Source organism: Flagellimonas sp. (genome assembly GCF_965215805.1).
Classification (GTDB): Bacteria; Bacteroidota; Bacteroidia; order Flavobacteriales; family Flavobacteriaceae; genus Flagellimonas.
In genome coordinates, this window is sequence record NZ_OZ244124.1 from 452,258 (window position 1) to 477,330 (window position 25,073).

General features: G+C 42.9%; 28 protein-coding genes. 18 read left to right on the forward strand and 10 right to left on the reverse strand.

Translation table 11 applies throughout. The annotated features are described in order from the left end of the window. Positions 1-73: 73 nt before the first annotated feature. From ACOOE0_RS01995 to ACOOE0_RS02010, 4 genes are all read left to right on the forward strand, one after another. On the forward strand, positions 74-262 hold the full coding sequence (locus ACOOE0_RS01995; RefSeq protein WP_420400803.1) for a hypothetical protein: 189 nt from the start codon (positions 74-76) through the stop codon (positions 260-262). Between the two features lie 105 nt (positions 263-367). Continuing rightward, positions 368-814 (forward strand): hypothetical protein, encoded by a 447-nt coding sequence (locus ACOOE0_RS02000; RefSeq protein ID WP_420400804.1) that lies wholly within the window; start codon positions 368-370, stop codon positions 812-814. A gap of 169 nt (positions 815-983) precedes the next feature. Beyond that, on the forward strand, positions 984-1,802 hold the full coding sequence (locus ACOOE0_RS02005; RefSeq protein WP_420400805.1) for an SH3 domain-containing protein: 819 nt from the start codon (positions 984-986) through the stop codon (positions 1,800-1,802). A 176-nt stretch (positions 1,803-1,978) separates the two neighbouring features. Then, positions 1,979-3,316 carry a vanadium-dependent haloperoxidase gene (locus tag ACOOE0_RS02010; RefSeq protein WP_420400806.1) on the forward strand — a complete coding sequence of 446 codons (1,338 nt, stop codon included), beginning with the start codon at positions 1,979-1,981 and terminating at the stop codon, positions 3,314-3,316. 30 nt (positions 3,317-3,346) lie between these two features. On the opposite strand, the gene ACOOE0_RS02015 is transcribed toward ACOOE0_RS02010, so the two are convergent. Next, the gene (locus ACOOE0_RS02015) at positions 3,347-4,183 is read right to left on the reverse strand and encodes an NmrA family NAD(P)-binding protein (protein ID WP_420400807.1); all 837 of its coding nucleotides are present in this window, start codon (positions 4,181-4,183) and stop codon (positions 3,347-3,349) included. 27 nt (positions 4,184-4,210) lie between these two features. Then, a complete protein-coding gene (locus ACOOE0_RS02020) occupies positions 4,211-4,603 on the reverse strand; it encodes a DUF5367 family protein (protein ID WP_420400808.1) in 393 nt (130 codons plus the stop codon). 75 nt (positions 4,604-4,678) lie between these two features. On the opposite strand from ACOOE0_RS02020, the gene ACOOE0_RS02025 reads away from it, so the two are divergent. Further along, positions 4,679-5,764, forward strand: a complete 1,086-nt coding sequence (locus tag ACOOE0_RS02025) for an adenylate/guanylate cyclase domain-containing protein (RefSeq protein ID WP_420400809.1) — start codon at positions 4,679-4,681, stop codon at positions 5,762-5,764. On the opposite strand, the gene ACOOE0_RS02030 is transcribed toward ACOOE0_RS02025, so the two are convergent. After that, positions 5,765-6,622 carry a helix-turn-helix transcriptional regulator gene (locus ACOOE0_RS02030; RefSeq protein WP_420400810.1) on the reverse strand — a complete coding sequence of 286 codons (858 nt, stop codon included), beginning with the start codon at positions 6,620-6,622 and terminating at the stop codon, positions 5,765-5,767. A gap of 68 nt (positions 6,623-6,690) precedes the next feature. Here ACOOE0_RS02030 and ACOOE0_RS02035 point away from each other — a divergent pair, with 68 nt between their 5' ends. The 5 genes from ACOOE0_RS02035 to ACOOE0_RS02055 all read left to right on the forward strand — a co-directional run bounded on the left by ACOOE0_RS02035 (position 6,691) and on the right by ACOOE0_RS02055 (position 10,574). After that, positions 6,691-7,098, forward strand: coding sequence for a VOC family protein (locus ACOOE0_RS02035; protein ID WP_420400811.1), 408 nt, complete (start codon positions 6,691-6,693; stop codon positions 7,096-7,098). Between the two features lie 114 nt (positions 7,099-7,212). Further along, positions 7,213-7,797 (forward strand): TetR family transcriptional regulator C-terminal domain-containing protein, encoded by a 585-nt coding sequence (locus ACOOE0_RS02040; RefSeq protein WP_420400812.1) that lies wholly within the window; start codon positions 7,213-7,215, stop codon positions 7,795-7,797. 50 nt (positions 7,798-7,847) lie between these two features. Further along, a complete protein-coding gene (locus ACOOE0_RS02045; protein ID WP_420400813.1) occupies positions 7,848-8,735 on the forward strand; it encodes an SDR family oxidoreductase in 888 nt (295 codons plus the stop codon). Positions 8,736-8,881: 146 nt separating this feature from the next. Next, on the forward strand, positions 8,882-9,736 hold the full coding sequence (locus tag ACOOE0_RS02050) for a helix-turn-helix transcriptional regulator (RefSeq protein ID WP_420400814.1): 855 nt from the start codon (positions 8,882-8,884) through the stop codon (positions 9,734-9,736). Between the two features lie 82 nt (positions 9,737-9,818). Further along, the gene (locus tag ACOOE0_RS02055; RefSeq protein ID WP_420400815.1) at positions 9,819-10,574 is read left to right on the forward strand and encodes a hypothetical protein; all 756 of its coding nucleotides are present in this window, start codon (positions 9,819-9,821) and stop codon (positions 10,572-10,574) included. A 51-nt stretch (positions 10,575-10,625) separates the two neighbouring features. On the opposite strand, the gene ACOOE0_RS02060 is transcribed toward ACOOE0_RS02055, so the two are convergent. Next, entirely contained in the window at positions 10,626-11,150 is a 525-nt protein-coding gene (locus ACOOE0_RS02060; protein WP_420400816.1) for an FMN-binding protein, read from the reverse strand. Next, positions 11,134-12,057, reverse strand: a complete 924-nt coding sequence (locus ACOOE0_RS02065) for a DUF6607 family protein (protein WP_420400817.1) — start codon at positions 12,055-12,057, stop codon at positions 11,134-11,136. The genes ACOOE0_RS02060 and ACOOE0_RS02065 overlap by 17 nt, the downstream gene beginning before the upstream one ends. Before the next feature lie 102 nt (positions 12,058-12,159). On the opposite strand from ACOOE0_RS02065, the gene ACOOE0_RS02070 reads away from it, so the two are divergent. Genes ACOOE0_RS02070 through ACOOE0_RS02080 form a run of 3 tightly spaced genes read left to right on the forward strand, consistent with a single transcriptional unit; the run spans position 12,160 to position 16,329 of the window. Further along, positions 12,160-14,325, forward strand: a complete 2,166-nt coding sequence (locus ACOOE0_RS02070; RefSeq protein WP_420400818.1) for a TonB-dependent receptor plug domain-containing protein — start codon at positions 12,160-12,162, stop codon at positions 14,323-14,325. A gap of 5 nt (positions 14,326-14,330) precedes the next feature. Continuing rightward, positions 14,331-15,872 carry an HmuY family protein gene (locus tag ACOOE0_RS02075; protein ID WP_420400819.1) on the forward strand — a complete coding sequence of 514 codons (1,542 nt, stop codon included), beginning with the start codon at positions 14,331-14,333 and terminating at the stop codon, positions 15,870-15,872. 10 nt (positions 15,873-15,882) lie between these two features. Beyond that, a complete protein-coding gene (locus ACOOE0_RS02080; RefSeq protein ID WP_420400820.1) occupies positions 15,883-16,329 on the forward strand; it encodes a DoxX family membrane protein in 447 nt (148 codons plus the stop codon). Positions 16,330-16,517: 188 nt separating this feature from the next. Here the strand turns inward: ACOOE0_RS02080 and ACOOE0_RS02085 are convergent, their stop codons facing one another. From ACOOE0_RS02085 to ACOOE0_RS02095, 3 genes are all read right to left on the reverse strand, one after another. Further along, positions 16,518-16,934: a DUF1348 family protein gene (locus ACOOE0_RS02085; RefSeq protein WP_420400821.1), complete on the reverse strand. Its 417-nt coding sequence runs from the start codon at positions 16,932-16,934 to the stop codon at positions 16,518-16,520. A 108-nt stretch (positions 16,935-17,042) separates the two neighbouring features. Continuing rightward, the gene (locus ACOOE0_RS02090) at positions 17,043-18,002 is read right to left on the reverse strand and encodes an alpha/beta fold hydrolase (RefSeq protein ID WP_420400822.1); all 960 of its coding nucleotides are present in this window, start codon (positions 18,000-18,002) and stop codon (positions 17,043-17,045) included. A gap of 68 nt (positions 18,003-18,070) precedes the next feature. Beyond that, complete coding sequence (locus ACOOE0_RS02095) at positions 18,071-18,625, reverse strand: TetR/AcrR family transcriptional regulator (RefSeq protein WP_420400823.1); 555 nt, start codon at positions 18,623-18,625, stop codon at positions 18,071-18,073. Between the two features lie 312 nt (positions 18,626-18,937). On the opposite strand from ACOOE0_RS02095, the gene ACOOE0_RS02100 reads away from it, so the two are divergent. Next, complete coding sequence (locus ACOOE0_RS02100) at positions 18,938-19,507, forward strand: hypothetical protein (protein ID WP_420400824.1); 570 nt, start codon at positions 18,938-18,940, stop codon at positions 19,505-19,507. Positions 19,508-20,479: 972 nt separating this feature from the next. Here the strand turns inward: ACOOE0_RS02100 and ACOOE0_RS02105 are convergent. Beyond that, positions 20,480-20,770, reverse strand: a complete 291-nt coding sequence (locus ACOOE0_RS02105; RefSeq protein WP_420400825.1) for a hypothetical protein — start codon at positions 20,768-20,770, stop codon at positions 20,480-20,482. 157 nt (positions 20,771-20,927) lie between these two features. On the opposite strand from ACOOE0_RS02105, the gene ACOOE0_RS02110 reads away from it, so the two are divergent. From ACOOE0_RS02110 to ACOOE0_RS02125, 4 genes are all read left to right on the forward strand, one after another. After that, positions 20,928-21,125, forward strand: coding sequence for a helix-turn-helix transcriptional regulator (locus ACOOE0_RS02110; RefSeq protein ID WP_420400826.1), 198 nt, complete (start codon positions 20,928-20,930; stop codon positions 21,123-21,125). Positions 21,126-21,130: 5 nt separating this feature from the next. Beyond that, positions 21,131-21,994, forward strand: coding sequence for a helix-turn-helix domain-containing protein (locus tag ACOOE0_RS02115; RefSeq protein ID WP_420400827.1), 864 nt, complete (start codon positions 21,131-21,133; stop codon positions 21,992-21,994). A gap of 81 nt (positions 21,995-22,075) precedes the next feature. Next, positions 22,076-23,071, forward strand: a complete 996-nt coding sequence (locus tag ACOOE0_RS02120) for an NAD(P)/FAD-dependent oxidoreductase (protein WP_420400828.1) — start codon at positions 22,076-22,078, stop codon at positions 23,069-23,071. 154 nt (positions 23,072-23,225) lie between these two features. Then, entirely contained in the window at positions 23,226-23,579 is a 354-nt protein-coding gene (locus ACOOE0_RS02125; protein ID WP_420400829.1) for an endonuclease domain-containing protein, read from the forward strand. 190 nt (positions 23,580-23,769) lie between these two features. Here ACOOE0_RS02125 and hemL read toward each other — a convergent pair whose 3' ends face one another. Further along, the gene (gene hemL, locus ACOOE0_RS02130) at positions 23,770-25,047 is read right to left on the reverse strand and encodes a glutamate-1-semialdehyde 2,1-aminomutase (RefSeq protein ID WP_420400830.1); all 1,278 of its coding nucleotides are present in this window, start codon (positions 25,045-25,047) and stop codon (positions 23,770-23,772) included. Positions 25,048-25,073: the final 26 nt, after the last annotated feature.

Sequence of the window (25,073 nt, forward strand, 5' to 3'; positions counted from 1 at the left end):
GTGCTATTTTCACAACATATCGTGGGAACGCGCTAACGGTTTCCCTATTTTAGTAATCCCAAATCCTAAAATCATGACCTACAAAATCAAAAGTCTACTTTATTTCTGCGCTTTTCTGATTTCAGCCACCATCTATTATGGTGTAGAACAGTATGAAGAATTTCAGCAACAAATCCGAAATGGGGAAGTTGTTGAAACACAGTTCGCAGATACCTTGGAACATAATGAAACCCAAGAAGAGTCTTTGAAATCTTCCCAGTAGGTCCCCTGCTAATCCAATTCTTAAAAGCTTCATAAATGATACTTGGTTATTAAACCATTGGGCATAAGCTATGTCCAATAACCAAATCATTAAAAATTTAAGCATATGAAACGATTAGTAGTACTTGTAGTGTTGTTGACCTCTGTTGGGGCCATGGCTCAACGACATCAGGATTCCAGGATGGGGAAAAAAATTAAGGCGGACATGACGGCCGAGCAGCTGGCTACGCTCCATACCAAAAAGCTCATTTTGGCACTCGACCTTACAAGCCGTCAAGAACAACAGGTCATGGCCATTAGCTTGGAACAGGCTGAGTTTAGAAAGGCCAAGCATGAAGAGTTCCAAGCAAAAAAGGAAAGCGGCACTTTTAAAAAACCTACGGCAGATGAACGTTTTGCCATGGAAAATGCCCGATTGGATCGTCAAATAGCCCATCATCAAAAAATGAAGGAGGTATTGACCGAGGAACAATACAAAACTTGGAAAAAATTAGCACTTGGAAAACGCATGAACGGCAAAAAGAAAATGCAGGAGAAGGGAAGAAGAGGATAGTGTTTTTTGTTGATTTTAGAAGCCCCGCCTTGCCATGGACGGGGCTTCTTTTTTTTGCCCCCTTCATTTCCCCACCGTTCCACGGCCTCGCCATAAACCATTTTAACATTTTGCTCCGTATATAAGATAACACCCTTTTGGGCTGTCTTCATCTTAAAATTGATACGATATGAAAGCAAAATTTCTGATCACGGCCCTAACCACCCTATTTACACTCCTTTTTACACATGCGCAAAACAGCTATCATTGTCCTGAAGAAGAATGTTCCTTTCAGGCCGGGCAACAGGTATATGTTTTTGGCAATGACGTTAAACTTAGAACCTCACCCAGTGCTGAATCCAAGGTTCTGGAGCTTCTTAAAATTGGGGAATGGGTAGAAATTGTGGAAAAGACCAATTTCTCCTGGCCCTATAAAGGTTTTGATTCCCCATTTTACAAGGTAAAATATGATGATGGCGTCACTGGTTATGTCCTTGGTGGACTGTTATCTTTGGAACGAAAAACGCTGAACGGTGAAAACTATTATTTCGCCTATTCCAAGGAAGGGGACAGAATTTATCTCAACATACGAAATGTAGTAAACGGGAAGTATGATGAAAAGAAAATTTCCCTGTCCAACTCGCATTTTGACATAAAAACGTTTGACGACAAAGGTATTCCAGGTTTGGACGGCATGTTATATGTTGATTATTTTTCGGAAGCTTGTGGGGAAGACGGTGGAGGCGTCTATCTTTTTGTCCAAAATGGTGAGCTTAAAGATGTAGCTGCTCTTTCGCAAGTTTCAGACGCTGGGGTGTACTTCCACGCAGAACAATTTATTTTTCCAAATGATCTGGGCGGACTTCCAGATAAAATCCTGTTCAAAAAAGAACAAGGTGAAATCTACGACGAGTCCACACATTGGACCAAGACCACTGTAGAGATACGTGAATTGAGTTGGATGGATGGTCAATTGTTTCCTGATTATCGAGAATCTGCTCCTGACTAATATAAGACCTCTTATTTATCGATATTATTCTATTGATTATTAGAATTTTAACGTAAATTAGTTATCAGAAGTCTTCCCCCTTTATTTTAACGCAAACGAATCATAACTGCTCATTTTCCACGCAAATCTGTTTGGAAAATTCAGCAGCTTATGGTTGTAATTAAATTCGCGAAGACATGAAAAAATCAATCTCACCCTTGTCCAGGTTGGTTGTTGTTGCTCTTTGTACATTTTTATGGCTTGGATGTACAGAAAAGAGGGTTGACATTACAGCTTACGGCCCTGAAGTACTCAACGCTTGGAATCAAAAAATAATGGAGGTCGCTGTGGAAGAAGATGGTCTACTTACCCTAAAAGGGCTCCGGACAATCTCAATGATGCATATCGCCATTCATGATGCCCTTAATTCAATTTCACCTGTCTACAACAACTATTCTTTTTCTGAACCGGATGGGCAAGGTGATCCATTGGCAACTGTCGCTTACGCTGCATATCTGGTAGCAACTGCGCAATATCCGGACAGAAGAGATGAATTTGAGGCAGAACTCCATCTTTGGCTCCCTGATCCTGAAAATCCATATTCTAGTGCTAAAGCACTTGCTGAAAAATCGGTAAAAGCTATTCTACAAAAACGTCAGCAAGATGATTGGGACGGTGAAGCCGAATATACTTGGCATCCTATGGCTCCAGGTGTCTATGCAGAGTTCAACGAGCATAGTGGAACTCCAGAAGGTTTTATTTTTGGTTCGGGCTGGGCAAAGGCAGAGCCATTTATGCTGCCCACACCTGATCATTTTCGATCTCCGCCTCCGCCAGATATCCAAAGTGAGGCATATACTAAGGCCTTTAACGAAGTAAAGGAAGTTGGCAGTACCCAAAATAAAATACGGACAACAGATCAAGCCCATTTAGCTATGTGGTGGAAGGATTTTGTGGAAAACTCCCATAACCGATTGGCCCGGCAACTGGTGCTAAAAGAGGAACTAAATCTATGGGAAGCCGCACGGCTTTACGCACTAATGAACATGGCTGTATACGATGCCTATATCAATGTTTTCGACAACAAGTTCCATTACAACCATTGGAGACCCTATACTGCCATCCGCTGGGCAGAAAATGACGGAAACCCCAACACCCTGGCAGACTTGGATTGGAATAATTTACACCAACACACCTATGCATTTCCTTCGTATCCCTCGGCTCATGGCACCGCCAGTTCTGCAGCCATGGAAACTTTGGCGCATACCTTGGGTAAAGGAAATGACTACGATTTTGTAATGGTGACCCAAGAAGTGGACAGTGCTGGACCGTTTTCGGAGAAAATAGAGATGCATCCCCCTACACGGTCATTTACAAGTTTTACCGAAGCGGGATTGGAAGCTTCACTATCGCGCATCTACCTGGGCATCCATTTCCGGTATGATTCGGAGGAGGGGCACCGGCTAGGACGAGAAATTGGTAATTATGCCGTTAAGCATTTTTTAATGCCCCTAACAGAGAAAGGCGGACAGTAATGCCCGCCTTGGTTTTCAAATAAACTGGGGTTACGCCTTAACTGGTTCGTTCCAGATGCCAGTGGTTACTGTTCTTTCCAGATATTCTGAAAAATCTGTGGGCTTTCTTCCCAACACTTTTTCAATATCCCTTTTGATAACCTGATTATCAGGATTGGTGAGTACTTCGGCGAACAAATAATTGATCAACCAAACGTAATCTGCAGGGACTCCCTGATCTTCCATAGCTTTTACATAATCAGCCAGGGAAATAGGCATAAATCCAATCTCCCTACCCGTAATCTTGGAGATGTCGTGAATGACTTCCCTAAAGGTCAACAACCTTGGACCCGTCAATTCGTAGATTTCTCCATTGTGTTCCTCCTTCAATAAAGCTTCTACGACTACGTCAGCGATGTCATCAGCGTCCACATAAGGAACTTCTACATCGGCGTGGGGTAAAGCCACAAATCCTTGCTGAATGGGTTCCAAGAAGAAGCTTTCGCTAAAATTTTGGTTGAACCAACTGGCACGTACAATGGTATTTGCCACCCCAGAATCAATGACGACTTGCTCACAGCGCTCCGCCTCATTTTCACCTTTACCGGACAACAACACTACCTTTTGGATGTTTTGTCGCTTTGCTTCCTCCATCAATCCCTGAATGGCCTCAAATGCCCCAGGTACGGCCAAATCGGGTTGAAAAGTAATGTACATGCTATCCATTCCTTCCATGGCCTTTGCCCAAGTTTCTGGTTTGTCCCAATCAAATGCGGGAGTTTCGCTTCGGGATCCAATACGCACATTATGTCCCAATTTTGATAGTCGTACTGCCACTCGGCGGCCTGTTTTTCCTTTTCCGCCCAATACTAAAATGTTGTTTTTCATGATTTTCTAATTTTGATGTTATACTTTTTATTGTTGTTTTGGTTTATGCACTTTGAAATACCAAAAGAGGGTACTTATCCCGATGAATTCCAAACCGATTAGCCAGAAATCCAGGGATCCAAAGAAGCTTGCATAGGTCCCTCCAGATGGAAGAATCAACAAGGGCACTGTGATCAAAGCATCCATGGTTGCGCTTACCAAAAGCATGATCAATCCCAACTTTAAACCGTGGGTTAAGCTGCCCTTGCGATAGTACAACCAAGCACCTGCCCATACCAAAATTGGGACTACCAAGGCCAACCCAATATTGGCTTGTACATATCTGTTTTCCAGTATAGGTAGCTCGTAAATCAATGTGAATGCAGATACCCCTAGAATCCAGATCGCAATAGATATGCCTAATGTTTTTATTGTTTTCATTTCTTTGGTTTTTTTGATTACAGGACAAAACTACCTTGGGTTTTCTGGCTTGATTTGTTCAAAACGGAGGAAGATTTGTTCGAAAAGGATAACTTTGAAAATATGGTTGGAACATGGATCAACAAACGCCGATGGCGCACCCTTAGATTCTATATGATTGGTTGGACCTTGAGTTTTGTCTTTCTAAGTATCGTTCGTGGTGTGGGTACGGAAGAAGTGGGCAGTCTTAAGTTTGAATTTCAGGATAGCCTGCTTATTGCCTTTTCGTTGGGACCCATTATGGGATTCGTTTCTGGCTTGGCTCAGATTATTTCCGAAGAACGCATCTATAAGAATATTTCACTTAGAAAGTTTCTACTTATACAGCTACTCTACACACTCCTATTTATGGTTCTCCTAGTGGTGGTCGCCTTCGGTATATACAGTCTGTATTTTGGCACATCCATTGACCTGCTCACTTTTGCATTTGATACAGGAAGTGTGGCCATTTATTTTTACGTGACCTGTGTGAATATTTTTTTGTCCATTCTTCGGCAGGTAAACCTTATGCTTGGGGAAGGGAATTTGGTCAAATTGATTATGGGAAGGTTCTACACGCCTCATGAGGAAGAACGCATCTTTATGTTTTTGGATCTACAAGCCTCAACCACTTTGGCTGAACGACTGGGTCATGTAACCTATAGCAAACTAGTGCAGGATTGTTTCAACGATTTGGGAATTGCTGCGGCCAATAATGGCGAAATATATCAGTATGTGGGGGATGAAGCCGTGTTGACTTGGCCTTTGGATGAGGGCATTCATAATCAGAATCTACTCAAGACCTTTTACAGGTTCAAACAGCAATTGGAAAGCAAGCGGGAGTATTACGAGAACACCTACGACTGCCTTCCCTTTTTTAAAGCTGGCGTACACGCCGGAATTGTTACGGTAACCGAAGTGGGGAAATACAAAAAGGAAATAGCCTATCATGGCGATACGATCAATACCGCAGCCAGAATTCAAGGGCAGTGCAACAATTTGGGCAGTGAACTTTTGGTATCTGAGACTTTGAAAAATCGCCTGGATGACTCCCATTACATTTTTGAACATATTGGAAGTGTGCCGCTCAAAGGGAAAAAAGGGGCCGTATCCATTTGTTCGGTTCGGACGGATGCGCACTAGCTACCCTCTTATTTGACTGGGACGAAAACCGTATTTTTTTGCAAAGGCGTTGGAAAAGGAACTCAAGCTGTCATATCCCACATGCCATGCGGCCTCCTGCACCGAGGCCTCCTGATTTCTCAATAGGTCATGCGCCTTGGACAATCTTTCGTTTTGAAGATATTTAAAAACAGGCACCCCAAAATAGGCCTTGAAGTTCTTTTTCAGTTTAAAGCTATTCAATCCTATTTGCTTGGAAAGTTCTGATAAGGAAGGAGGCGCATCCAGATTTTGTGCCAAGATCTCCTTGGCCTGTACCAACTTTTCCTTTTCTGATGTCTTGATTCCGTCCTCATCCCGCTGAGCCAATTGTCCAAAAAAATGGGATAGTAATGTAGTAACCTGACTACGGAAAAACATCATTTTGGTCTTTCCTTGGTAGGGCGAATGAAATATCTGGTGGACAATGGACTGCATCTCTGGGGTCATATAAAACTTGGGGCCCTGCACATAGTGGTCAGAGGGATGCACCAACTGGTTCAACATCTGGGCAAACAACTCCCCTTCCCCATGGGGTAATTTTTCCAAATTTCGAGGTGAGGTGGCGATTAGAATGCATTCCAAGGGTTTATTTGCGGAGACTGTATGAACAAATTCCACCTTGTCATCGGCATAAAAGGATAAGGCAAGTCCTTTACTATGACGATACGCCTTTTCTTTACCTTCAAATTGGACGCTTAGTTCCACATTTCCTGCACCATAGAAGGCAACCGCGATTACCGGCTCGTCAAAAGTGCAAGAGTCAATGGTAATTTCCTTGGAATCTGCCTCTTCCACCAAAACTATAAAGTCGTTAATGTCCAATAACTCCCTGATCATTCGTCCTGTATATAGGTACTTAAATTTACGTAATTTGAAAACAACACATTAACCTAAACCATACTCAAATGGACATTTTTAATACGTACATCCCGGAAGGGTTCCAAACGGTTAGCAGCTACTTATTTGTTTCTGACCCCATTCAAGAAATTAGCTTTCTAAAAAATGCCTTCTATGCCGAAGAATTAAATCGAACAAGCATGCCTAATGGCGATGTGGCCAATTGTATTTTAAAGATTGGCAATAGTTGCTTTATGATCAGTCAGGGCCGTGGGGAATTTGAAGGAATGCGAACCTCCTTTTATTTATTTGTTAACGATGTGGATCGTATGTACCAACACGCTTTGGATAATGGAGCCGAATCCGTTCTTGAACCAGCCGATATGTCTTATGAAGATCGGCAGGCAGGGGTTAAAGACCCAGCTGGGAACTATTGGTGGATTTCCAAAAGACTGGTACAAAAAGCTTACAACTAGTCGGTTACAATTTTTCCGATATCACTTTGACTTAATATTGATTGACCTTTTTCAACAAAATATCGGTAATATAAAAAAATGTGTTACTTTTGTAGACGACTGGTCTAATACAATATGGAAACAGCAAAGGAAACTACGCTACAGCGCATTTTAAAAATTGGGGGTGATTTGATTATCCAAAAGGGATTTAACAATGTGGGCATCAATGAAGTCTTAAGTGCCGTGGACATTCCTAAGGGTTCCTTTTATTATTATTTCAAAAGCAAGGAGGATTTCGGACTCCAAATCATTAAGAATTATGGGGATGAGTCCTTAAAGTTGCTCAACTCTTACTTTAAGGATAAGACCAAGAATCCCAAGGAGCGCTTCATGACCTTTTTCCAGGATATTAGACTAGTGTACATCCAAAAAGACTTTACAGAAGGCTGTTTGCTGGGGAATTGTAGCTTGGAACTAAGCGATTTAAAATCGAGCTATGCCCATGGGGTTGCCCATGAGCTTGATCGGTGGGAAGCGCTATTTGAAGCTTGCATCAAGGAAGGACAAGAGGATGGCAGCATTGGCAATACGACAGATGCAAAAAAATTGGCAGCCTACATGCTCAACAACTGGGAAGGGGCCATCCTACGGATGAAGTCCACCAAAAGTGCAAAACCCCTCTCCCTCTTTATTGAATTTACAGAAGAATTATTAACCTAAATTTTTTTAACCATATTGTAGACGACTAGTCTACTATTAAATTGAACATCATGAAAAAAAACATCTTAATTACAGGAAGTAGCAGCGGATTTGGATACCTAACTGCTCTATCGGCCGCAAAGGCAGGCCATAAAGTTTGGGCTACCATGCGCAATGCCGATGGTAAGAACTTGGAAAAGAATAAGGAACTGGAACAAATTGCATCTGATAAGGCTTTACAGCTTAAAGTGCTTGAACTGGATGTTACAGATTCCAACTCCATAGATCGCGCCGTAGAAACCATTGTTGCGGAAGATGGTAAAATTGATGTGCTAGTCAACAATGCAGGAGTTATGTTTGTCGGTATCACGGAAGCGTACAGCTTGGAACAAATCCAGAAGCAATTCGATGTGAACTTCTTTGGTATTGCACGAACGGTAAAGGCGGTGACCCCCCACATGAGAAAAGCGGGGGATGGCTTGATTATTAATACCACCAGCCTGGCTGGAAGACTTGCATTCCCCTATTTTGGCGTGTATTGCGCCAGCAAACATGCTGTTGAGGCATATTCACAATCCTTGCGATACGAATTGGCTCCCTTTGGCGTGGAAGTATGCATTGTGGAACCAGGACCGTTTGGTACCAATCTCTTGTTTACCGGGCCCAAAGAAGCTGACCAAATAACCTTTGAGGCCTATGGCGACTTTAAGGAAGTTCCCCATGCCATGCTCAAAAATTTTGAGGGTCTTTTCAATAGCGAAGATGCCATTGACCCACAATTGGTAGCCGATGACACCTTAAAACTAATTGAAATGGACAAAGGCAACAGGCCTACCCGAACAGTTTCGGGAATTGATTATGGCACAGTGGAATTTAATGCAAAGACCCAACCTATTCAAGATGCCCTGATCAAAGAAGAATTGCAAATGGAACACTTGCTCACCGTTTCCCAAAACTGAGCTAAAGGAAACCAAAAGGTAAAATCCCATACCTCAAGGTTTTGGTTGTGGAAAGCGCATTCATATGTAATAGGTTGAATGCCACTTGCTTGTTGATGGCGGGGCTATGCCCCGCCAAATCCTTATTTGACTTTAAATAACTAACCATGATTAAAGAATACAAGCGCATTGATCTTTTTGGGAAATTGTTATTTGAAAAAGCCCTCATTTTACCCCCTTTTAGGGCACCTAACCCTATGCATGACGAGGCCTGTTTTCTCCATGTCAGGGAAGGGGATTATAAGTCCTTTTCAGAAAGTGAATTCCTTAAAATAAACACCAAGCAGTCTGTATTAATGAAGTGTGGCAACTATGTGGGGCAAATGGTTTCAGATAAAAAAACAGGACAATACCAGGCGGTTGCCGTGCATTTCCATCCAGAAGTACTGCGAAGAATATATGGGAACGACCTTCCCAACTTTTTGGTCAATAAAAAGAAGAACACACCACGTCACAACATGGCACTGATTGAAGCCTCAATCCCGGTGGATAAATATGTAGAAGACGTACTGTTCTATTTTGACAACCCCCATTTGGTCAACAAGGAGCTCCTATGCCTAAAGACCAAGGAAATTATCCTGCTTTTGATGCAAACACAGAACGCACCTCACATTCTTCAAATACTGGAAAACCTTTTTACAGAGCGAACGGTGGATTTTAAAGCTACCATAGCTGCCCATATTTTCTCTGAAATAAGTGTCAACGAACTTGCCCAACTTACCCATATGAGTCTCTCCACCTTTAAAAGGAAGTTCAAGGAAATCTACCAGCTACCTCCTCAACAGTACATCCTTGGTCAACGTCTGGCAAAAGCCAAAGATTTATTGCAGGTCTCTAATGATTCCATCCAGGAAATTGCCTTTGCAACAGGCTTTAAAACCATCCATCACTTCTCCTTTAAATTCAAGCAGCATTTTGGTAGCTCCCCTTCCAAATATAGATTGGACTTCCTAGGTAAATAGTTGGACCTGAGCCTAAAATTCTTCTCCCGTTTCATCTGCAACTTTGTATCGTTGAATGAGTTAAATCTAAATCAATGACAGCATGAAAAAAACAATCACCCTCGGTTTAACGCTAATGGCCACAGTGGTTCTTAGCGGATTCATTATTTCAAAAACAGCAAACAAAAACATGGAAACAATTACAGACAAGGATGAACAAATCATCAATACCGCGTTCTTTTATCTCAAGGAAGGAAAGGAAAAAGATTTTGAAAAACTGCGAAGCAGAGGTAATGTGCTCCTGGAAAAATATGGGGCCAAAATAGAGCGGGTCATTAAGCCAAAAATGTCGGCCATGGGCGACCTGGATCTGCCCGATGAAATCCATTTTGCAGTATATCCCAATGTAGCGGCCAAAGAAGCTTTTGACAAAGATCCTGAATTTCTAAAGCTAAAGCAGGACTATATTGCCACCTCTGTGGAAAAAATGTTTGGATTCGCAACAAAAAGAGATCCCAACTTTGATTTTTTCAGAGAAATTGGGGACGCCACCAAAACCTATGGTATTGCTTTAATCTATTATAAAGAAGGCAAAAAGTACCAGGAGCAGTTCACGGAATACCATAACGCGGCTTGCGAGATCATCCCTGAGTTTGGAACCCATTTTGAGCGCTTTCTAATCCCATTTGCCTCCGCAAACGACTTGGTGGAGCAGCCCAATGAGATTCATAGATTTTATTTTGACAGCCCTGAGGGGATGCAGCAAATGGTTCAGGATTCAAGGATGCAGGCCCTGTTTCCCAAACGGGATGATAGTTTAAAAAATCTTGTCTTTATTATTGGTGAAGCCTTGCAATAAGCAAAATAACCGAAAAAAAACGGGGCATTAAGCCCCGTTTACTACTATGGTTTAAATGTTGTTATTGACCTGAAGTAACTTCATTTTTTCCAAAACCCCATTGACAGCTTTGGTCATGGATTTGGCGGATATTGTAGCTCCTGAAATGGCATCAATATCCGTCCCATACTCCAGGGAATTCTCCGAGGTTTTGCCAATGAATTGTTTCAACCACCGCTGACTCCCAATTTGCCGACCATGATTCTCCCGATAAATCAGCACCTTGGCTTTTTTAACACTAAGATCTGGATTAAAAAGCACCACATAGTCAAAAACATCCTTCATGCTAGGGGCCTTTCCCAAATAGGCATAACCCAAAATCTCGTTTTGAAGCAGTATTTTAAACAAACTGTCTTCGCCTAATTCTACATTCATAGGTTGAAGTTCAAAATCTTCAACTTCAAAAGCGGTTTGAACGGCACTTTCCAACTTTTGCTGTAATCGGGGCGAAATCTTATCGGAGGTAAAAGCCAAAAAGAAAAAGGCCATGCACAGCACGGCCCATTTCTGAAAATTATGCTTACTTGCTTTCTTCATTGGTTTGGCCTGAATCCGCAACAAACTTGTTGATCAATTGGGAAATTTCTCCAGCACCTGCTTCTGCTTTTTCTAAAGGGTAAAAGTGCATAAACATAGGTTTTTCATCCACTTTTTTGAGCAGGGTTAAATCCCCTTGACGGTCATAGACTTGGTCCCAAGAATCGCGAACATTGGCCCAAAACTCCTTATGTTCGTTCCACCAATCCACAGCCAATTGGCATTTGGAATCCTCCACTTTTTTATAAATGTTCATCCCTTTTTCTTGTGCCAACAGCACATCAGCCTTCCCATCCTTGCGGATTATCTTATCGTTGTCCTGCTCGTGAACCCAACCATAGGAAGTGATTTCCTGACGGTTACCTCGTTTCATAACATTGTAGTCGCTTCTTTTCGAGTATTCGCGTCTTGGCAACGGTGAATCTGTCTTATTTTCCCAGTAGTGTTTGCCGTCTACATGTACCCATGTGGCAGAACCGGAATAGCGTGGGCTATCGTCCACTTGATAAACTTTTTGGCTCCATTGGCCCTTAACTTGTTTCTTAGGAAGTGTTCCAAATTTCCAATTATTGTCCTTGTCATAATAGAACACATTTTGGTTTTCGTATTCCCAATCCTGACGCCAATGTTTGATGACCATGGAATCATTGATCACCAATAAATGTTGGATGGAAATTTTGTTTTTTTCATCAACAATGGGCAAAGCCAGTTCCAAGGCGCCAGCTGTATAGTCCATTTTCTTCTCGTAATCGATTTCAGGGGCAAAGGTCTCCGTGTACTTAAAAGTAATGTCGTAGCAACCGCACATGTCCAAAATAGCTTGGCGGTCCAAATCCCTTTTTTTCTGCGCTTGCATAATTGTAGTTGCACTTACCAATAGTGCCAATAAAATGGTTGATTTCTTCATAGTGGTATTCTTATAGATGAATTAAAAATTGAATGACAAAAATATTAATTTTATTTAGACTGAATTAAAATAACTTATATATTTGTCGGCAATTAATCAAGAATGAATCTAAATAACCAAATATCCATAATCTTAACATCCTGTTTAATAGGTGCTTATGCAAATTCGCAACAACTCGATTCTCTAGAGCAAGAATCCATGGCACTCAAGCAATTGAATGAAGTTGTAGTGACAGGAGAGAGTAAAGTGATGTCACTCAGCAAGAAATTATTCGCCGTTGGGACGATAGATCAAAAGGACATTGCCCAAGTTGCGGGTAACAATCTTGCCGATATTCTGAACTACAACCTCAACATCACAATTACCCCTGATGCCTCCACTGGAAGGTCAACTGTGAACATGTTTGGCTTGGATGGCCAATACGTGAAAATCTTGATTGATGGCATCCCTGTGGTCAGCGACAACGGAGTGGGCAACAATATCGATATCACCCAAATCAATTTGGAGGATGTAGACCGTATCGAAATCGTGGAAGGTTCCATGGGAGTCTTGTATGGTGACAATGCCGTAGCGGGGGTTATCAATATCGTAACCAAGCGGGCCTTGGAAGGTGATTATGCCTGGCAGGTGCAAGTATCCGTGCAAGAGGAAACCGTAGGTGACGAATATGCCCTGTTTGATGAAGGCCGACACATTCAAAATTTCAAGGTCAGCAATCAGGTCAATAACAAATTGGGCTATTCCATTGGAGCATCCAGAAACGATTATGCCGGTTTTTATAACAACTTCCGAGGTAAGGATTATGTCAATATCCAGGATAACACCTTAATCAATGACGGTCTCCGTGGAACCGAATGGAATCCTAAGGAACAACTGACCGCATTTGGCAACCTAAACGCCACCTTGGGCAAGCACAATATCTTTTTTAAGCTACAGTACTTTGACGAAGAGGTGACGGTTTATGATCGAAATGTAACCGGACGTTTAGATCCCGGTACAGGTATGGTAGACCCCACTGCTTTGGACGAAATTTTTGAAACCGATCGCTGGGTGAACAACCTCACCGTTTCCGGTCCTTTAAAAGGACAGACCAATTACAATCTGTTCTTTTCATACCAAGACCAAAAGCGCTACTACCAACAATATGTCTACAACATTCTACAGCAGGGCATTGAGTCCTATATCGCGGATGACCTGAGTCAGTCCAGTAAAATTTACTATTCCAAGGGTTTTGTATCCAACATCGTCCCCAAATCGGAGTTTTTTAATGCGCAGTTGGGGTATGAGTTTACCCGACAAACCGGGTTTGATGCCATTGCCACCGGGGAATATTCCAATGACGTGGTGGAAAACACTTTGGAAAACTATGACTTTTTTGGAGTACTGGATTTTAACCTAACGGACAAGCTATCCTTTTATCCAGGAGCAAGGTTCACCAACAACTCCCAGTTCGGCAACCAATTGATATGGTCCCTTTCCTCTACCTATGATTTTACAGATACATTCAAACTTAAAGCTGTCTTTGGCTCAGCCTTTAGGGCACCAAATTTTGAGGAACTGTTCTTTTACTTCGTCGATGCCAACCACAATGTTCAAGGCAATCCCAACCTGCAACCCGAAGATGGAATTTCCGTGTTCTTGAATTTGGAAAACAAGTACAAAATCGGGGAAAGTGGCCTCCTAAAATCGGCGATTAAGTCGTATTACTTTGATATTCAGGACAAAATCGCCAGCGTGGTTACCGCGGATGACAATGACCGAAGCCTCTTCACCTTTGCCAACGTGGATTATTCCAAAATCCTTGGCTTTTCGTGGGAGAACAGCATCAAATTGGACCGTTGGCAAGCTGGATTGGGAGCAACCTACATGGGCGAATCCACCGCTATTGACGGCTCTGAAGATAGTAATAGCGATTACCTCTGGAGTTTCAACCTTCAGACCACCTTGGGCTATACCATCCCTTCCTGGAAAACCACACTTTCCACCCAACTAAAGTATACCGGAAAAACGCAGGTTTTGGTCCCTGGGGACAGTGGTCCCGTTGTAGGGCAGACGGATGATTTCACTTGGATGGATGCTTCTGTCAGAACCAGTATAACCAAGGATTTGGACATTACCCTTGGTGCACGAAACATCTTCGACATTGTTACCGTAAACGCCTCCGATGTTCCCTCAGGAGCACATGCATCCAATTCAACTGCCAGCAGGTTGTTCGGTAACGGGAGATCCTATTTTTTAAAACTATCATACAAATTAAACCTTAATTAAAAACCATGAAAAAACTTACGTTTTTATATGTGTCGCTGTTTTTGGCGATTTTGAGTTCTTGCAGTAGTGATGATTCCGAAGATCTTATCGATTTCTCGGTAACCTTTAGTTCTGCCACCATTAGTACTTCGGAAACGGATACCACCAAGGAAATCACCCTGAATTTCTCCAGGGCGGCCACGGAAGCAGGTACCATCACTGTGTCCTTTACCGGTGAAAATGCGGTTTACGGTACCGATTTCTCTACCGTTCCAGCAGCAACCTCAGGAAGTATTTCCCTTCCTGTGGCGGTGGGAGATTTAAGCACTACCATTAGCTTCACTAAAATCTTGGACCCTATTGAAGGAACCACCAAGTCGGTTACCTTCTCTTTGGATGGTTTTGACAATACAGACTGGATGAATGGTTCCGTAAACTCTGCGACCGTAAGTTTTTCACCTATCGCAGCCTTAAATGGGATCATCGATTTGGAAAACGGAGGTTCCAACATGCCCAATCAGGTGTATTTCGACTTTAGCTCTGGGGTTCAGACCGCGGTTAAACGGGATACTTGGGAACTAGGTCTGTTTAATGGCACCGAAAATCGGGTGTTTTTGAATGCCGCTTTACTGGTCTCGGCTGCCGAGTTGGAAGGAATTACCGATATACTTACGGTTACCGAGGCCACAGCTTTAACCACTCCCTTGGAATTGAACACCTTGGACCCCATGACCTTTCAACCTACTACGGTAACCGTAAACACTGTGGGAGAACTACTTCAAGGATTGCCTGTGGGTTATTTCCAGTATGGGGATTTTGACGAAGGTGTAGTCTTTACCGATAGCTGGCAAGGGGATTTGGAAGGGACGGCTTTTACAGAGATTTCCACAACGGCAGATGAAAACAATGTTTACATTGTAGGTCTTGGAAACGAGGTTCCAACCGAGGCCGCTGAGCCTGGAAGTATCAACACCACTGGGGATCATCGAGGTTTTATGAAGGTGCGAATCTTGAGCGATGGAAGCAATTATACCATTCAATATGCAGCCTTGGACGAGACAGCAAATTTCTCCGAGGTAACAGTTCCCAAGAATTCCAGCTACTTGGTGTCCGGCTTTAGCTTGACCGATGGTCAGAGCGTAAGTGTAGAACCTACAGCTGATGCATGGGACATCAACTTTAGTGGGGTGTTCTCCTATTATGGCTACCAAGGCCCACTTGTTGCCGGATTGACCTATTCCGATTTTGCCGTGCACAACACTTTGGGAGATGTGGGACTTTACCAGATAACCACCTATGAAAGGGATTCCGAAGGTGTGGTTACCGAGTTTGATGTGCCTTCCTATGCTGATTTTGCCAGAAGCGATGTAGACGAATCCGCGTTGGTTTACGATGACAGAACCGTAATTGGTAGTGGCTGGAGAGATGCCTTTGGCGGGGTATTGAAGGATGACCGCTATTATGTGCTAAAAGATGCCGCGGGCAACTATTATAAGATGATGTTCACGGCTTATGTAAGTAACGAAGGGGTACGTGGTAACGCCCAATTGACCTACGAAAGACTCTAAAACGGACATTATGAACATCAAAAATATTGTTTTCATAATCCTTCGTCTTATTTTGGGAGGAATGATGGTCTATGGAGGTGTCCAGAAGTTTCAAAAGCCCATTCCTTCCCCCGTTGAAGTGGTGGAGAAAGCCGAGAAGTTCAAAGCTCCAGAAAAGGAAGGTACCCTTCAAAAAATATTGTACATCAGTGGAGCCAAGCAGACCGGATACTTTTGGCAGGTACTGGGTATTTGTGAATTGTTATTTGGTCTGTTGGTACTGCTGCAGGGCACCGGTTTTGTGGGCGCCATTTTCTTGCTGCCCATAACCTTGCACATCTTTTTGTTCCATCTGTTCCTGGAAGCCGATGAGCTAGGTGAGCTGCTCGAGACCGGAGGTCTGTTTGCTATCAACATCTTGCTCATCATTAAAGAAAGAAGCAAGTGGAAACACCTGCTTTGGATTAAACCCGTCTAGTTAGGTTGGTTTTAGTTAGATTTTTGTGGAAAACGGGGCTGTTTAGCCCCGTTTTTATATACCACCCCTCTGTCCGCTGGACATCTCCCCTCTTCGGGGGAGAAACTTTTATTGGGAATACTGCAGTACTCCTCCCTTCGAAGAGGGGAGGTGGCTCAATTGTAAATTGAGCCGGTGGGGTGGGTAGATCACAACCGCCTATCCCCTTCCGCAATAGCCACATCATTAATACTTGCATACCGCCTCTTCATCAGGCCATTTGCATCAAACTCCCAATTCTCATTGCCATGGGCACGGAACCATTGTCCGTCCTTGTTTTGATACTCGTACTCAAATCGGACAGCGATTCGATCATCGCCATGGGCCCAGTATTCCTTTTTGAGTTTGTAATGGCGTTCATTTTCCCATTTGTCGGTTAAAAATGCTTGGATTTCTTCCCGTCCATTAATGAACTTCGACCGATTTCGCCATTCGCTGTCCACTGTATAGGCTTTGGAAACTTTTACGGGATCTTGACTGTTCCAGGCGTCTTCCGCCAATTGTATTTTCTGTTTGGCTGTCTCCAAGGTAAATGGAGGAATCGGCTGCTTTATTTCTTGTTCCATAGTGTGTAGTTTATGCCAACCTAAGTCGGATGAAAACCCAAAACACTACCCGCAACCTCATGAAAAAAAATGAGCCACGGGCAGTGCACCTAATTACGGGTTGTTAACTTATTTTATCTTGTTTTTAGCTAAGAAGTTGCTGATGTATTGGGCAATCTCATCTCCTTTTTCCTCCAGGGCAAAGTGTCCAGTATTCAACAAATGGAACTCCACGTTCTTAAGGTCACGCTTGTACGGATGGGCGCCTGAGGGAGGGAAAATATAGTCGTTCTTTCCCCATACGATCAAAGTAGGTATCTGATACTCCCTAAAGAGTTTTTGCCATCCAGGGTAGCGGTCCACATTGGTACGGTAGTCATAGAACATGGCCAATTGGATTTCATTGTTCTCCGGGCGGGTCAAGTGTTGAAGGTCATGGTGCCAGTTATCAGGGCTTATTTTGGTACTGTCTTGCACCCCATGCAGGTACTGCCATTTAAGACCACCTATCTGGTGAAATCCTTCCAGGGGCTTCTTGTTTTCTTCTGAATTGTCAGCCCAAAGCTTGCGCAAGGGATCCCAGAAATCTGCCAAACCTTCTGTATAAGCATTTCCATTCTGCACGATGAAGGCTTCTACCCTTTCTGGATGTTTCTCAAAAATGCGATAGCCCACGGGAGCACCGTAATCCATTAAGTACAAGCTGTACCGATTGATTTTGAGTTGCACCAACAATTCGTCCACGATCTCCGCAAAATTGTCAAAGCTATACTCAAACTCGGACATTGGAGGTTGGGAGCTACGTCCATACCCAGGGTAGTCTGGGGCAATTAAGTGATAGTCCTGTGATAAATCCGCCATCAAATTTCGGAACATGTGGGAAGAAGTGGGATACCCGTGCAACAATACTAGGGTTGGGGCATCTTTGGGTCCTGCTTCACGGTAAAAAATATCCAAACCAGCCACCTCGGCGGTATGAAAAGTGGTTGGATAACTGTCTACATTGGACTTGTTTCGTTGTCCGTTAAGGTTCGAGGCCGCAAAAAGTGCCATTACAAATACTACTAGAATTGATTTACTTGTTTTCATGATTTTAATATTAATTGTTGTTTTTGTTTTATTACCGAACGTTCGGTAATTTAAATAATTAAATTTTTTTATGTTGTATATCTCTGTTCAATATTTTTGAGGGTCTTGGCAAAAGGCTCCGTACTACCTGTAGCCTTACTAAGGACCAAACTCCCTTGGATCTCCACAAAATTCTGCTGAGCCAGCTGTTTGGACGTCGCTTCATCTTTTCCAAAAGCTTGACCCAGAATACTAAACGAATCCAACCATTGCCCAATCCCCTTTTCTATTTTATTGCCAAAGAGCGACATGCCAGTGTCCATACTCAAGGAGCGGTACAGGCAAACCTTGGTGCCATGGCCGTACACCTCGCCAATATTGTGGATGGCATCCTTTAGCCGTTTTTGAGGTGGTGTTTCCGTATTGGAAAGTACCGTATAGACCTTCTCGTTGATCCAAGCCTCCATAAAGTCCAGCACGGCATCCGTCATTTCCTTTTTCCCTCCGGGAAAGCGGTGGTAGAGACTGGCTTTTTTAAGACCCGTGGCCTCGGCCAATTCGTTTAGGCTGGCCCCGTCATAGCCTTTAGAGCGAAACACGGACATCAACCCGTTTAAAATTTCCTGATCTGATACTTTTGCCATTCTCATGGGACAAATGTACAATGATTTTTAATTTTACCAAACGTTCGGTAATATTTTAACACACTTTAACGAAATGTCATTCCAAACTGTCGTCCTGAGCGTCATCCTGAGCGAAGCGAAGGACCTGCGAAGAACCCCGTCCAACCCACTCCATCCCCAAAACAGCCTCAAACCCACCAAAAAGGCACAAAATTGTGGAAAAACCCCAGTTTTTTTAAGGTATTTCATCAATACCTTTTATTCAAGAAATACTAACTTAATTCCCCTAAACTCCCCCCTAAGAACACGCAACTAATTTCATTAATTCACCTAATGAGAACCATCTTATTCTGTGCAATATTGCTTCAATCTCCATTTGCATTGAGTCAAAATTCTATTGAGCAAAAAAGACTTAAAGAAGATTTAGAAAAGGAAAAGTTAGAATTAAATCAAAGATTAAAAAGCATTGAGAAAGAAATTGACTCTATAGAACAAGAAATATCCTTTTCAAAAGCCAAAGAGAGAGGGATAAAAAGCACAATGAAAAGGGGCTCTGAATTAAGAAAGTCACCAAAATACAATAGTCAAATTATAGCTACCCCTGATAGAAATGAAGAAATAATAATTATAAACAAATACAAGTACGGAACTTATTATTATGCCATTTTTAAGGAGAAAATTGGCTACATCAAACAAAAGGATGTAAGGCAAAAAAAGGAATTCATTCATTTATCAACAGTTGAACCCCCCAGCACATCTTCATCGCAAAGAAAGAATTATACACGTTCATACACTCCAAGAAAAACATATTCAAGGCGGTACTACAGAGGCCCAAGGGGAGGTTGTTACTATATAAATTCAAACGGCAACAAAACTTACGTTGCCAGAAGCCTCTGCAACTAAAAACTCATAAACCAATTTTCAACCTTTTGCTAAATGATAAAACAAAATCCATTTTCAGTCTATGATTTTTTAGGATATTTTGTTCCAGGTTCAATTCTAGTATATGCCTATCTAATTATAAATGATTCCGAAAGTAAAGAAACATTTGACCTGTTAAGCTTTTTGAAGGACTTTTCAGAAACCAATTTTGAAGGAATCTTTTTTTTCGTCATTTTATCCTACTCTATAGGGCATCTTTTAAACTTTGCCTCTTCATCAGCATAGAAAAGTATGCCATTTGGAGATACGGATTTCCATCTAAGTACCTATTGAAACTTGGGCATAAGGGTTATTGGAAATCCTGCAAAAATTGGAAGGACGTTGCTTGGCGGTTTGTTATGATTCTCGTTTTATTCCCCTGTGTTTTTTTAGACTTTCTAATAGGGCATTTGCTTGGATTTAAACGCTTTTATACATCTTCGCTTGATCCATTGTTAAGGCAGTTAATAACATATAAAATTACATGTCTAATAAACATTCTCGGAATCACAAACGTAAAAGATTACAAAAAATATGATCAAGGAGGCGCGAATAATTACGATTTTCATCGAATAGTAACGCATTACGCATATGAAAATAGCAAAACCCATCAAGCTAAAATGAGCAACTACGTAGCATTGTATGGGTTCCTCAGAGCATTATGTTTTATTTTTAATTTACTTTCTTATTATTACTTCTTTAAAAATATATTTAATTGCTCGCTAACTTGGTCAAACTCCTTAGTCTTGGTTTCCCTTTCTCTAGTTTGTTATTTATCCTTTATGGCATTCATGAAATTCTATCGCAGATATTCGCTTGAAGGTCTAATGGTCATAACAATAGACAAGGATTTAAAGACAAAAAAAACTAAATAAACATATTGCAAATTTGAATTCACAATTAAGCTAGCAACCTGTGAACTAAAATGAAGTATAGCTTAGCCTTTGTCCTGTGCTACCCCAAACACCCCTTTAACTGTTTATAACAGGCCTCTGCCACTGGGGCCAACTCTTGGCCACTAAACGAAATGGGCAATTGGGGCGCCCGATCCAAAAATTGGCCATAGGTGCTGGTAAACTGCTCTAGTTGGGAAGCCGGCACCTTCATAAGCTGGGCTACCAAGGCCATAAGATCTAGGGCATATAGCCCGCCATCTTCCAGGCCCATACCCTTAAGGGCACCCGTGAGCTGGCTGTGCTTTAGATCTTGGCGGATAAGTTGGATGATCAAGGTTTTGTGGCGCATAGGAAGTAGGTTATTTGGTTTAACAATATAAAAATATATCATTTTATAATATTTTACAACATTTTTTTGTATCGTATTTTGCTATATCCCAAAAGGTGTTTATTGAAAATTTTTATAAATACGTATTACTTTGTAATACATGTCCCAAACCAAGATAATGAACCGCATCAAAATTGTACTTAAGGAACAGGGCCGCACCCAGACCTGGTTGTCGGAGCAAATAAACAAAAGCTATGTGGTGGTCACCAACTACTGCAACAACAAGGCCCAGCCCAGTATTCCCGTACTCAGGGACATAGCCCACCTCTTGAATGTGGACGTAAGGGAGCTGTTGGAGCCCACCAAATTGGACTAGCAACCATGAAAAAAATCCCCATCGCACGGCTGCACCATTTCCAAGAGGAACCCCATCTTTTGGGGAACTTTATCATTAGGGATATTGCCCAACTCCTGGAAAAAATTCCCATGGTTCAAGAACTGCATCGGCACGATTTTTACTTTGTCCTGGCCTTGGAGCATGCCTCTGGCCAACATCATATCGATTTTACCCCCTATCCCGTGGGCAAACATTGTGTGTTCTTTATGCGGCCCGGCCAGGTGCATGATTTGCAACTGGATTCAGGTTCCACTGGTTTTGTACTTCAGTTTACCTCAGACTTTTTTGACAATTGCAGCATGGATTCCAGATTACTGCTCCGCTCTTGCAGCAATACCACGCTGTATTCCTTCAATCCAACAACCTACACTAAAGTGACCGCTCCCCTACATGCCATCTTGGACGAGTTTTCCGTAGAACGTGCAGGCCATGAAAAAATGATCAAGGCACAGCTAGATATTTTCCTCATTGAGCTTTTACGCCAACAGCAGGCCAATGTTCCCAACCTTAAAGGCCCAAACCTATATCCCCGCGAACGACTGGAGGCCTTTTTGGAACTGTTGGAAACCCATCTGGCCGCCCATAAAAAGGTTTCGGACTATGCAGAAATGCTGCACCTGAGCGCCTACCAACTCAATGCCATTACCAAATCCGGATTGGGCAAGACCTGCCGCGAGGTAATCAACGACCAAATAATCTTGGAATCCAAACGGAGATTACTAGCCACCAGTAACCAGGTGAAGGAAATTGCCCATCAGTTGGGCTACGAGGACGTTTCCTATTTTATCCGCTTCTTTAAAAAACATACCGGGCAATCACCGGAAGCTTACCGGCAAAACTTTACATAAGTCCTATTCAAGCCAGCACTTGTCCTACCCCCTTGACCCCAGTGGCCGCTACTTTTGTACTTGTACAATAAAGAGTATGTCATGAGACCCATGAGCCGAAGGACATTTATAAACAAGAGTGGGACGGTCACGGCATCCAGCATGCTGCTCCATCCCCTCAATTTTAGCACCTATTATCCCATGAAAAAGAACCATTTTGATGTTATTATCGTTGGCGGAAGCTACTCAGGCCTTTCTGCAGCCATGGCCCTGGGCAGGGCCCTGAAAAAAGTTTTGATCATAGACAGTGGCAAACCCTGTAACCAGCAGACGCCATATTCCCATAATTTTCTGACCCAGGACGGGGTGCCGCCCCACGAAATAGCACAGCTAGGTAAGTCGCAAGTGGAACAATACAGCACCGTTCATTTTTTTGATGGCCTGGCTACCAAAGGTAGAAAGATTGCAGATGGGTTTGAAATTGCCACTTCCAAAAAGGAGCGGTTCAGGGCTCACAAGCTGGTCTTTGCCACGGGTATCAAGGACATTATGCCCCCCATTGAAGGCTTTTCGGATTGTTGGGGGATTTCAATTTTGCATTGTCCGTATTGCCATGGTTATGAGGTTAGAGGTGCCAAAACAGGGGTGTTGGCGCAGGGGGAGGAAGCTTTTGAATTTGCCAAATTTCTGACCAATTGGACCAAAGACCTTACCCTATTTACCAATGGCAAGTCCAATTTATCCCCAGAACAAATCAAGCAACTAAAAGACCTCAACATTAAGGTTGTGGACAAGGAAATACTAAAAGCGGAGCATGAGGAAGGCTATCTGAAACAGTTACGTTTTTCGGATGGAAGTACGGCAGCAGTCACGGCACTCTATGCCCATATCCCTTTTGAGCAGCATTGTGATATTCCCGTGTCCTTAGGAGCCGAAATTGACGAGAACGGCTACATAACAGTGGATGGGATGCAAAAAACAACCGTGGATGGCGTCTATGCCTGCGGGGATAATGCCACCCGTATGCGTACGGTTTCCAATGCGGTATACCAAGGCACTTTGACTGGCATGATTGTGAGCAAGGAGATGATCATGTAGGAGGTTTAGTATTCTCCTTTTATTCTAATCCGCTTACTCCTATTTACCTTAAATGGCTCCTCCCATCGTAGGAGGGGAGGTGTCCGAAGGACGGAGGGGTTTTAACTAAATATTATTTTACCTACCTTACCCCTACCCAATCTTACACTACACAATGAGGCGACATAACAAACGCATACTTAAACAGTATCGGAAAGACCTACGCAAAAACCTGACCCCAGCTGAGGCTTTTCTTTGGACCAAACTGCAACGCAAACAACTGGATGGAAGAAAGTTCAGAAGGCAGCACAGTATTGATAATTTTATTGTGGATTTCTATTGCGCTTCCGAGAAACTAATCATTGAATTGGACGGGCAGGTGCATTTTAATGCTGTGGCCCAAGAAAAAGATTATTTCCGTACCCAACATCTAGAAGGTCTTGGTCTCACCGTGCTTCGGTTTGAAAATAGCATGGTGTTTGAGAATTTGGCTTCGGTGTTAGAGGAGATTCGGGAGCATTTTGATTAATCGTAACCAGATTCAAGTTTCGACCCTTCCGTCCTTCGGACACCTTCCCTTTCCAAGGGAAGGAACAAGTAAGATGAAATTCTGAGCTACGGGAGAACCTGTTTGTTCAACTTATACAGAAACAGCTCCCCTTTTTTCAAAAAGTTCCGCCTGTCGAAGCAGATGTTCAAACGGTACTTATGCTTACTATTTAGAAAATAGTTCTAACTGCTTCAATAGTCTTATCCAAATCTGAATAGGTAAGCGCATCATTTAGGAAGTAACTTTCAAATGCCGATGGTGGGAGGTACACCCCTTGCTTCAGCATGCCATGGAAATATTTCTTGAAGGTCTCGTTGTTGCCTTTGGCCGAGGAAGCAAAATCCACTACTGGGTCTTCGCAGAAATGCACGGAGATCATGCTACCATATCGGTTGATTTGGTGCGTCACTCCTTTTTCAGTCAAAACTTCTGCAATTCCCTTATGTAGATACTCTGTTTTTTCAGCCAGACTGGAAAATACTTCGGGTTTGTTATTGAGCTCAGTGAGCATAGCCAATCCAGCGCTCATGGCCAAGGGATTTCCGCTTAAGGTTCCAGCCTGATACACGGGTCCTTCAGGAGCTAAATGCGACATGATTTCGGCCCGAGCAGCAAAAGCACCCACAGGCAATCCTCCCCCAATTACTTTTCCGAACATTACAATATCGGCATCAATGCCCAAGGCTTCTTGTGCTCCACCTTTGCCCAATCGGAAGCCTGTCATGACCTCATCAAAAAGCAACAATATGCCTTCTTGGGTACAGAGTTCTCGAAGGCCATGGATAAATTCATCCGTAGGAATAATACAACCCATATTCCCTGCCACAGGTTCCAAAATAATGGCTGCAATTTCACCTTTATTGGCTTCGGCAAGGGCTTTCACCCCTTCCAAATCGTTATAATTGGCCAGCAGGGTGTCCTTTGCGGTTCCCTGGGTCACTCCAGGACTATTAGGACTCCCAAAAGTCACCGCTCCGCTCCCCGCCTGAATCAAAAAAGAATCGGAATGGCCATGGTAACAGCCCGCGAATTTGATGATTTTGTCTTTGCCGGTATACCCTCGAGCCAAACGCACAGCACTCATACAAGCTTCAGTACCGCTGTTCACAAAACGAATCTTATCGATATTTGGTACCATGGAAACGGCCAGTTGGGCCAGTTCGGTCTCAATTTCGGTAGGCATTCCAAAAGAAGTTCCTTTTTTGGCTTTTTCGATTACTGCATTGATTACGGGTTCATGGGCATGACCCAAAATCAATGGGCCCCATGAGGCAATGTAATCGATAAGCTGGTTCCCGTCTTCATCATAGAGATAAGCACCTTTGGCCTCTTTCACAAAAATGGGATCTCCGCCTACGGCTTTAAAGGCTCTTACTGGGGAGTTTACCCCACCGGGGATGTATTTTTTGGCCTCTGCGAACAAGGCGCTGCTTCGTTGGTAGATCATATGGTTTTTTTGTCATTCCCGCGAAG

Coding starts and splice junctions, on each gene's coding strand:
- hemL (WP_420400830.1), bottom strand. CDS start 25,047: ATGATCTACCAACGAAGCAGCGCCTTGTTCGCAGAGGCCAAAAAATAC.
- ACOOE0_RS02110 (WP_420400826.1), top strand. CDS start 20,928: ATGAACCGCATCAAAATTGTACTTAAGGAACAGGGCCGCACCCAGACC.
- ACOOE0_RS02080 (WP_420400820.1), top strand. CDS start 15,883: ATGAACATCAAAAATATTGTTTTCATAATCCTTCGTCTTATTTTGGGA.
- ACOOE0_RS02090 (WP_420400822.1), bottom strand. CDS start 18,002: ATGAAAACAAGTAAATCAATTCTAGTAGTATTTGTAATGGCACTTTTT.
- ACOOE0_RS02100 (WP_420400824.1), top strand. CDS start 18,938: ATGAGAACCATCTTATTCTGTGCAATATTGCTTCAATCTCCATTTGCA.
- ACOOE0_RS02005 (WP_420400805.1), top strand. CDS start 984: ATGAAAGCAAAATTTCTGATCACGGCCCTAACCACCCTATTTACACTC.
- ACOOE0_RS02105 (WP_420400825.1), bottom strand. CDS start 20,770: ATGCGCCACAAAACCTTGATCATCCAACTTATCCGCCAAGATCTAAAG.
- ACOOE0_RS01995 (WP_420400803.1), top strand. CDS start 74: ATGACCTACAAAATCAAAAGTCTACTTTATTTCTGCGCTTTTCTGATT.
- ACOOE0_RS02070 (WP_420400818.1), top strand. CDS start 12,160: ATGAATCTAAATAACCAAATATCCATAATCTTAACATCCTGTTTAATA.
- ACOOE0_RS02115 (WP_420400827.1), top strand. CDS start 21,131: ATGAAAAAAATCCCCATCGCACGGCTGCACCATTTCCAAGAGGAACCC.
- ACOOE0_RS02035 (WP_420400811.1), top strand. CDS start 6,691: ATGGACATTTTTAATACGTACATCCCGGAAGGGTTCCAAACGGTTAGC.
- ACOOE0_RS02085 (WP_420400821.1), bottom strand. CDS start 16,934: ATGGAACAAGAAATAAAGCAGCCGATTCCTCCATTTACCTTGGAGACA.
- ACOOE0_RS02000 (WP_420400804.1), top strand. CDS start 368: ATGAAACGATTAGTAGTACTTGTAGTGTTGTTGACCTCTGTTGGGGCC.
- ACOOE0_RS02010 (WP_420400806.1), top strand. CDS start 1,979: ATGAAAAAATCAATCTCACCCTTGTCCAGGTTGGTTGTTGTTGCTCTT.
- ACOOE0_RS02120 (WP_420400828.1), top strand. CDS start 22,076: ATGAGACCCATGAGCCGAAGGACATTTATAAACAAGAGTGGGACGGTC.
- ACOOE0_RS02055 (WP_420400815.1), top strand. CDS start 9,819: ATGAAAAAAACAATCACCCTCGGTTTAACGCTAATGGCCACAGTGGTT.
- ACOOE0_RS02060 (WP_420400816.1), bottom strand. CDS start 11,150: ATGAAGAAAGCAAGTAAGCATAATTTTCAGAAATGGGCCGTGCTGTGC.
- ACOOE0_RS02065 (WP_420400817.1), bottom strand. CDS start 12,057: ATGAAGAAATCAACCATTTTATTGGCACTATTGGTAAGTGCAACTACA.
- ACOOE0_RS02075 (WP_420400819.1), top strand. CDS start 14,331: ATGAAAAAACTTACGTTTTTATATGTGTCGCTGTTTTTGGCGATTTTG.
- ACOOE0_RS02125 (WP_420400829.1), top strand. CDS start 23,226: ATGAGGCGACATAACAAACGCATACTTAAACAGTATCGGAAAGACCTA.
- ACOOE0_RS02050 (WP_420400814.1), top strand. CDS start 8,882: ATGATTAAAGAATACAAGCGCATTGATCTTTTTGGGAAATTGTTATTT.
- ACOOE0_RS02015 (WP_420400807.1), bottom strand. CDS start 4,183: ATGAAAAACAACATTTTAGTATTGGGCGGAAAAGGAAAAACAGGCCGC.
- ACOOE0_RS02030 (WP_420400810.1), bottom strand. CDS start 6,622: ATGATCAGGGAGTTATTGGACATTAACGACTTTATAGTTTTGGTGGAA.
- ACOOE0_RS02020 (WP_420400808.1), bottom strand. CDS start 4,603: ATGAAAACAATAAAAACATTAGGCATATCTATTGCGATCTGGATTCTA.
- ACOOE0_RS02045 (WP_420400813.1), top strand. CDS start 7,848: ATGAAAAAAAACATCTTAATTACAGGAAGTAGCAGCGGATTTGGATAC.
- ACOOE0_RS02095 (WP_420400823.1), bottom strand. CDS start 18,625: ATGGCAAAAGTATCAGATCAGGAAATTTTAAACGGGTTGATGTCCGTG.
- ACOOE0_RS02040 (WP_420400812.1), top strand. CDS start 7,213: ATGGAAACAGCAAAGGAAACTACGCTACAGCGCATTTTAAAAATTGGG.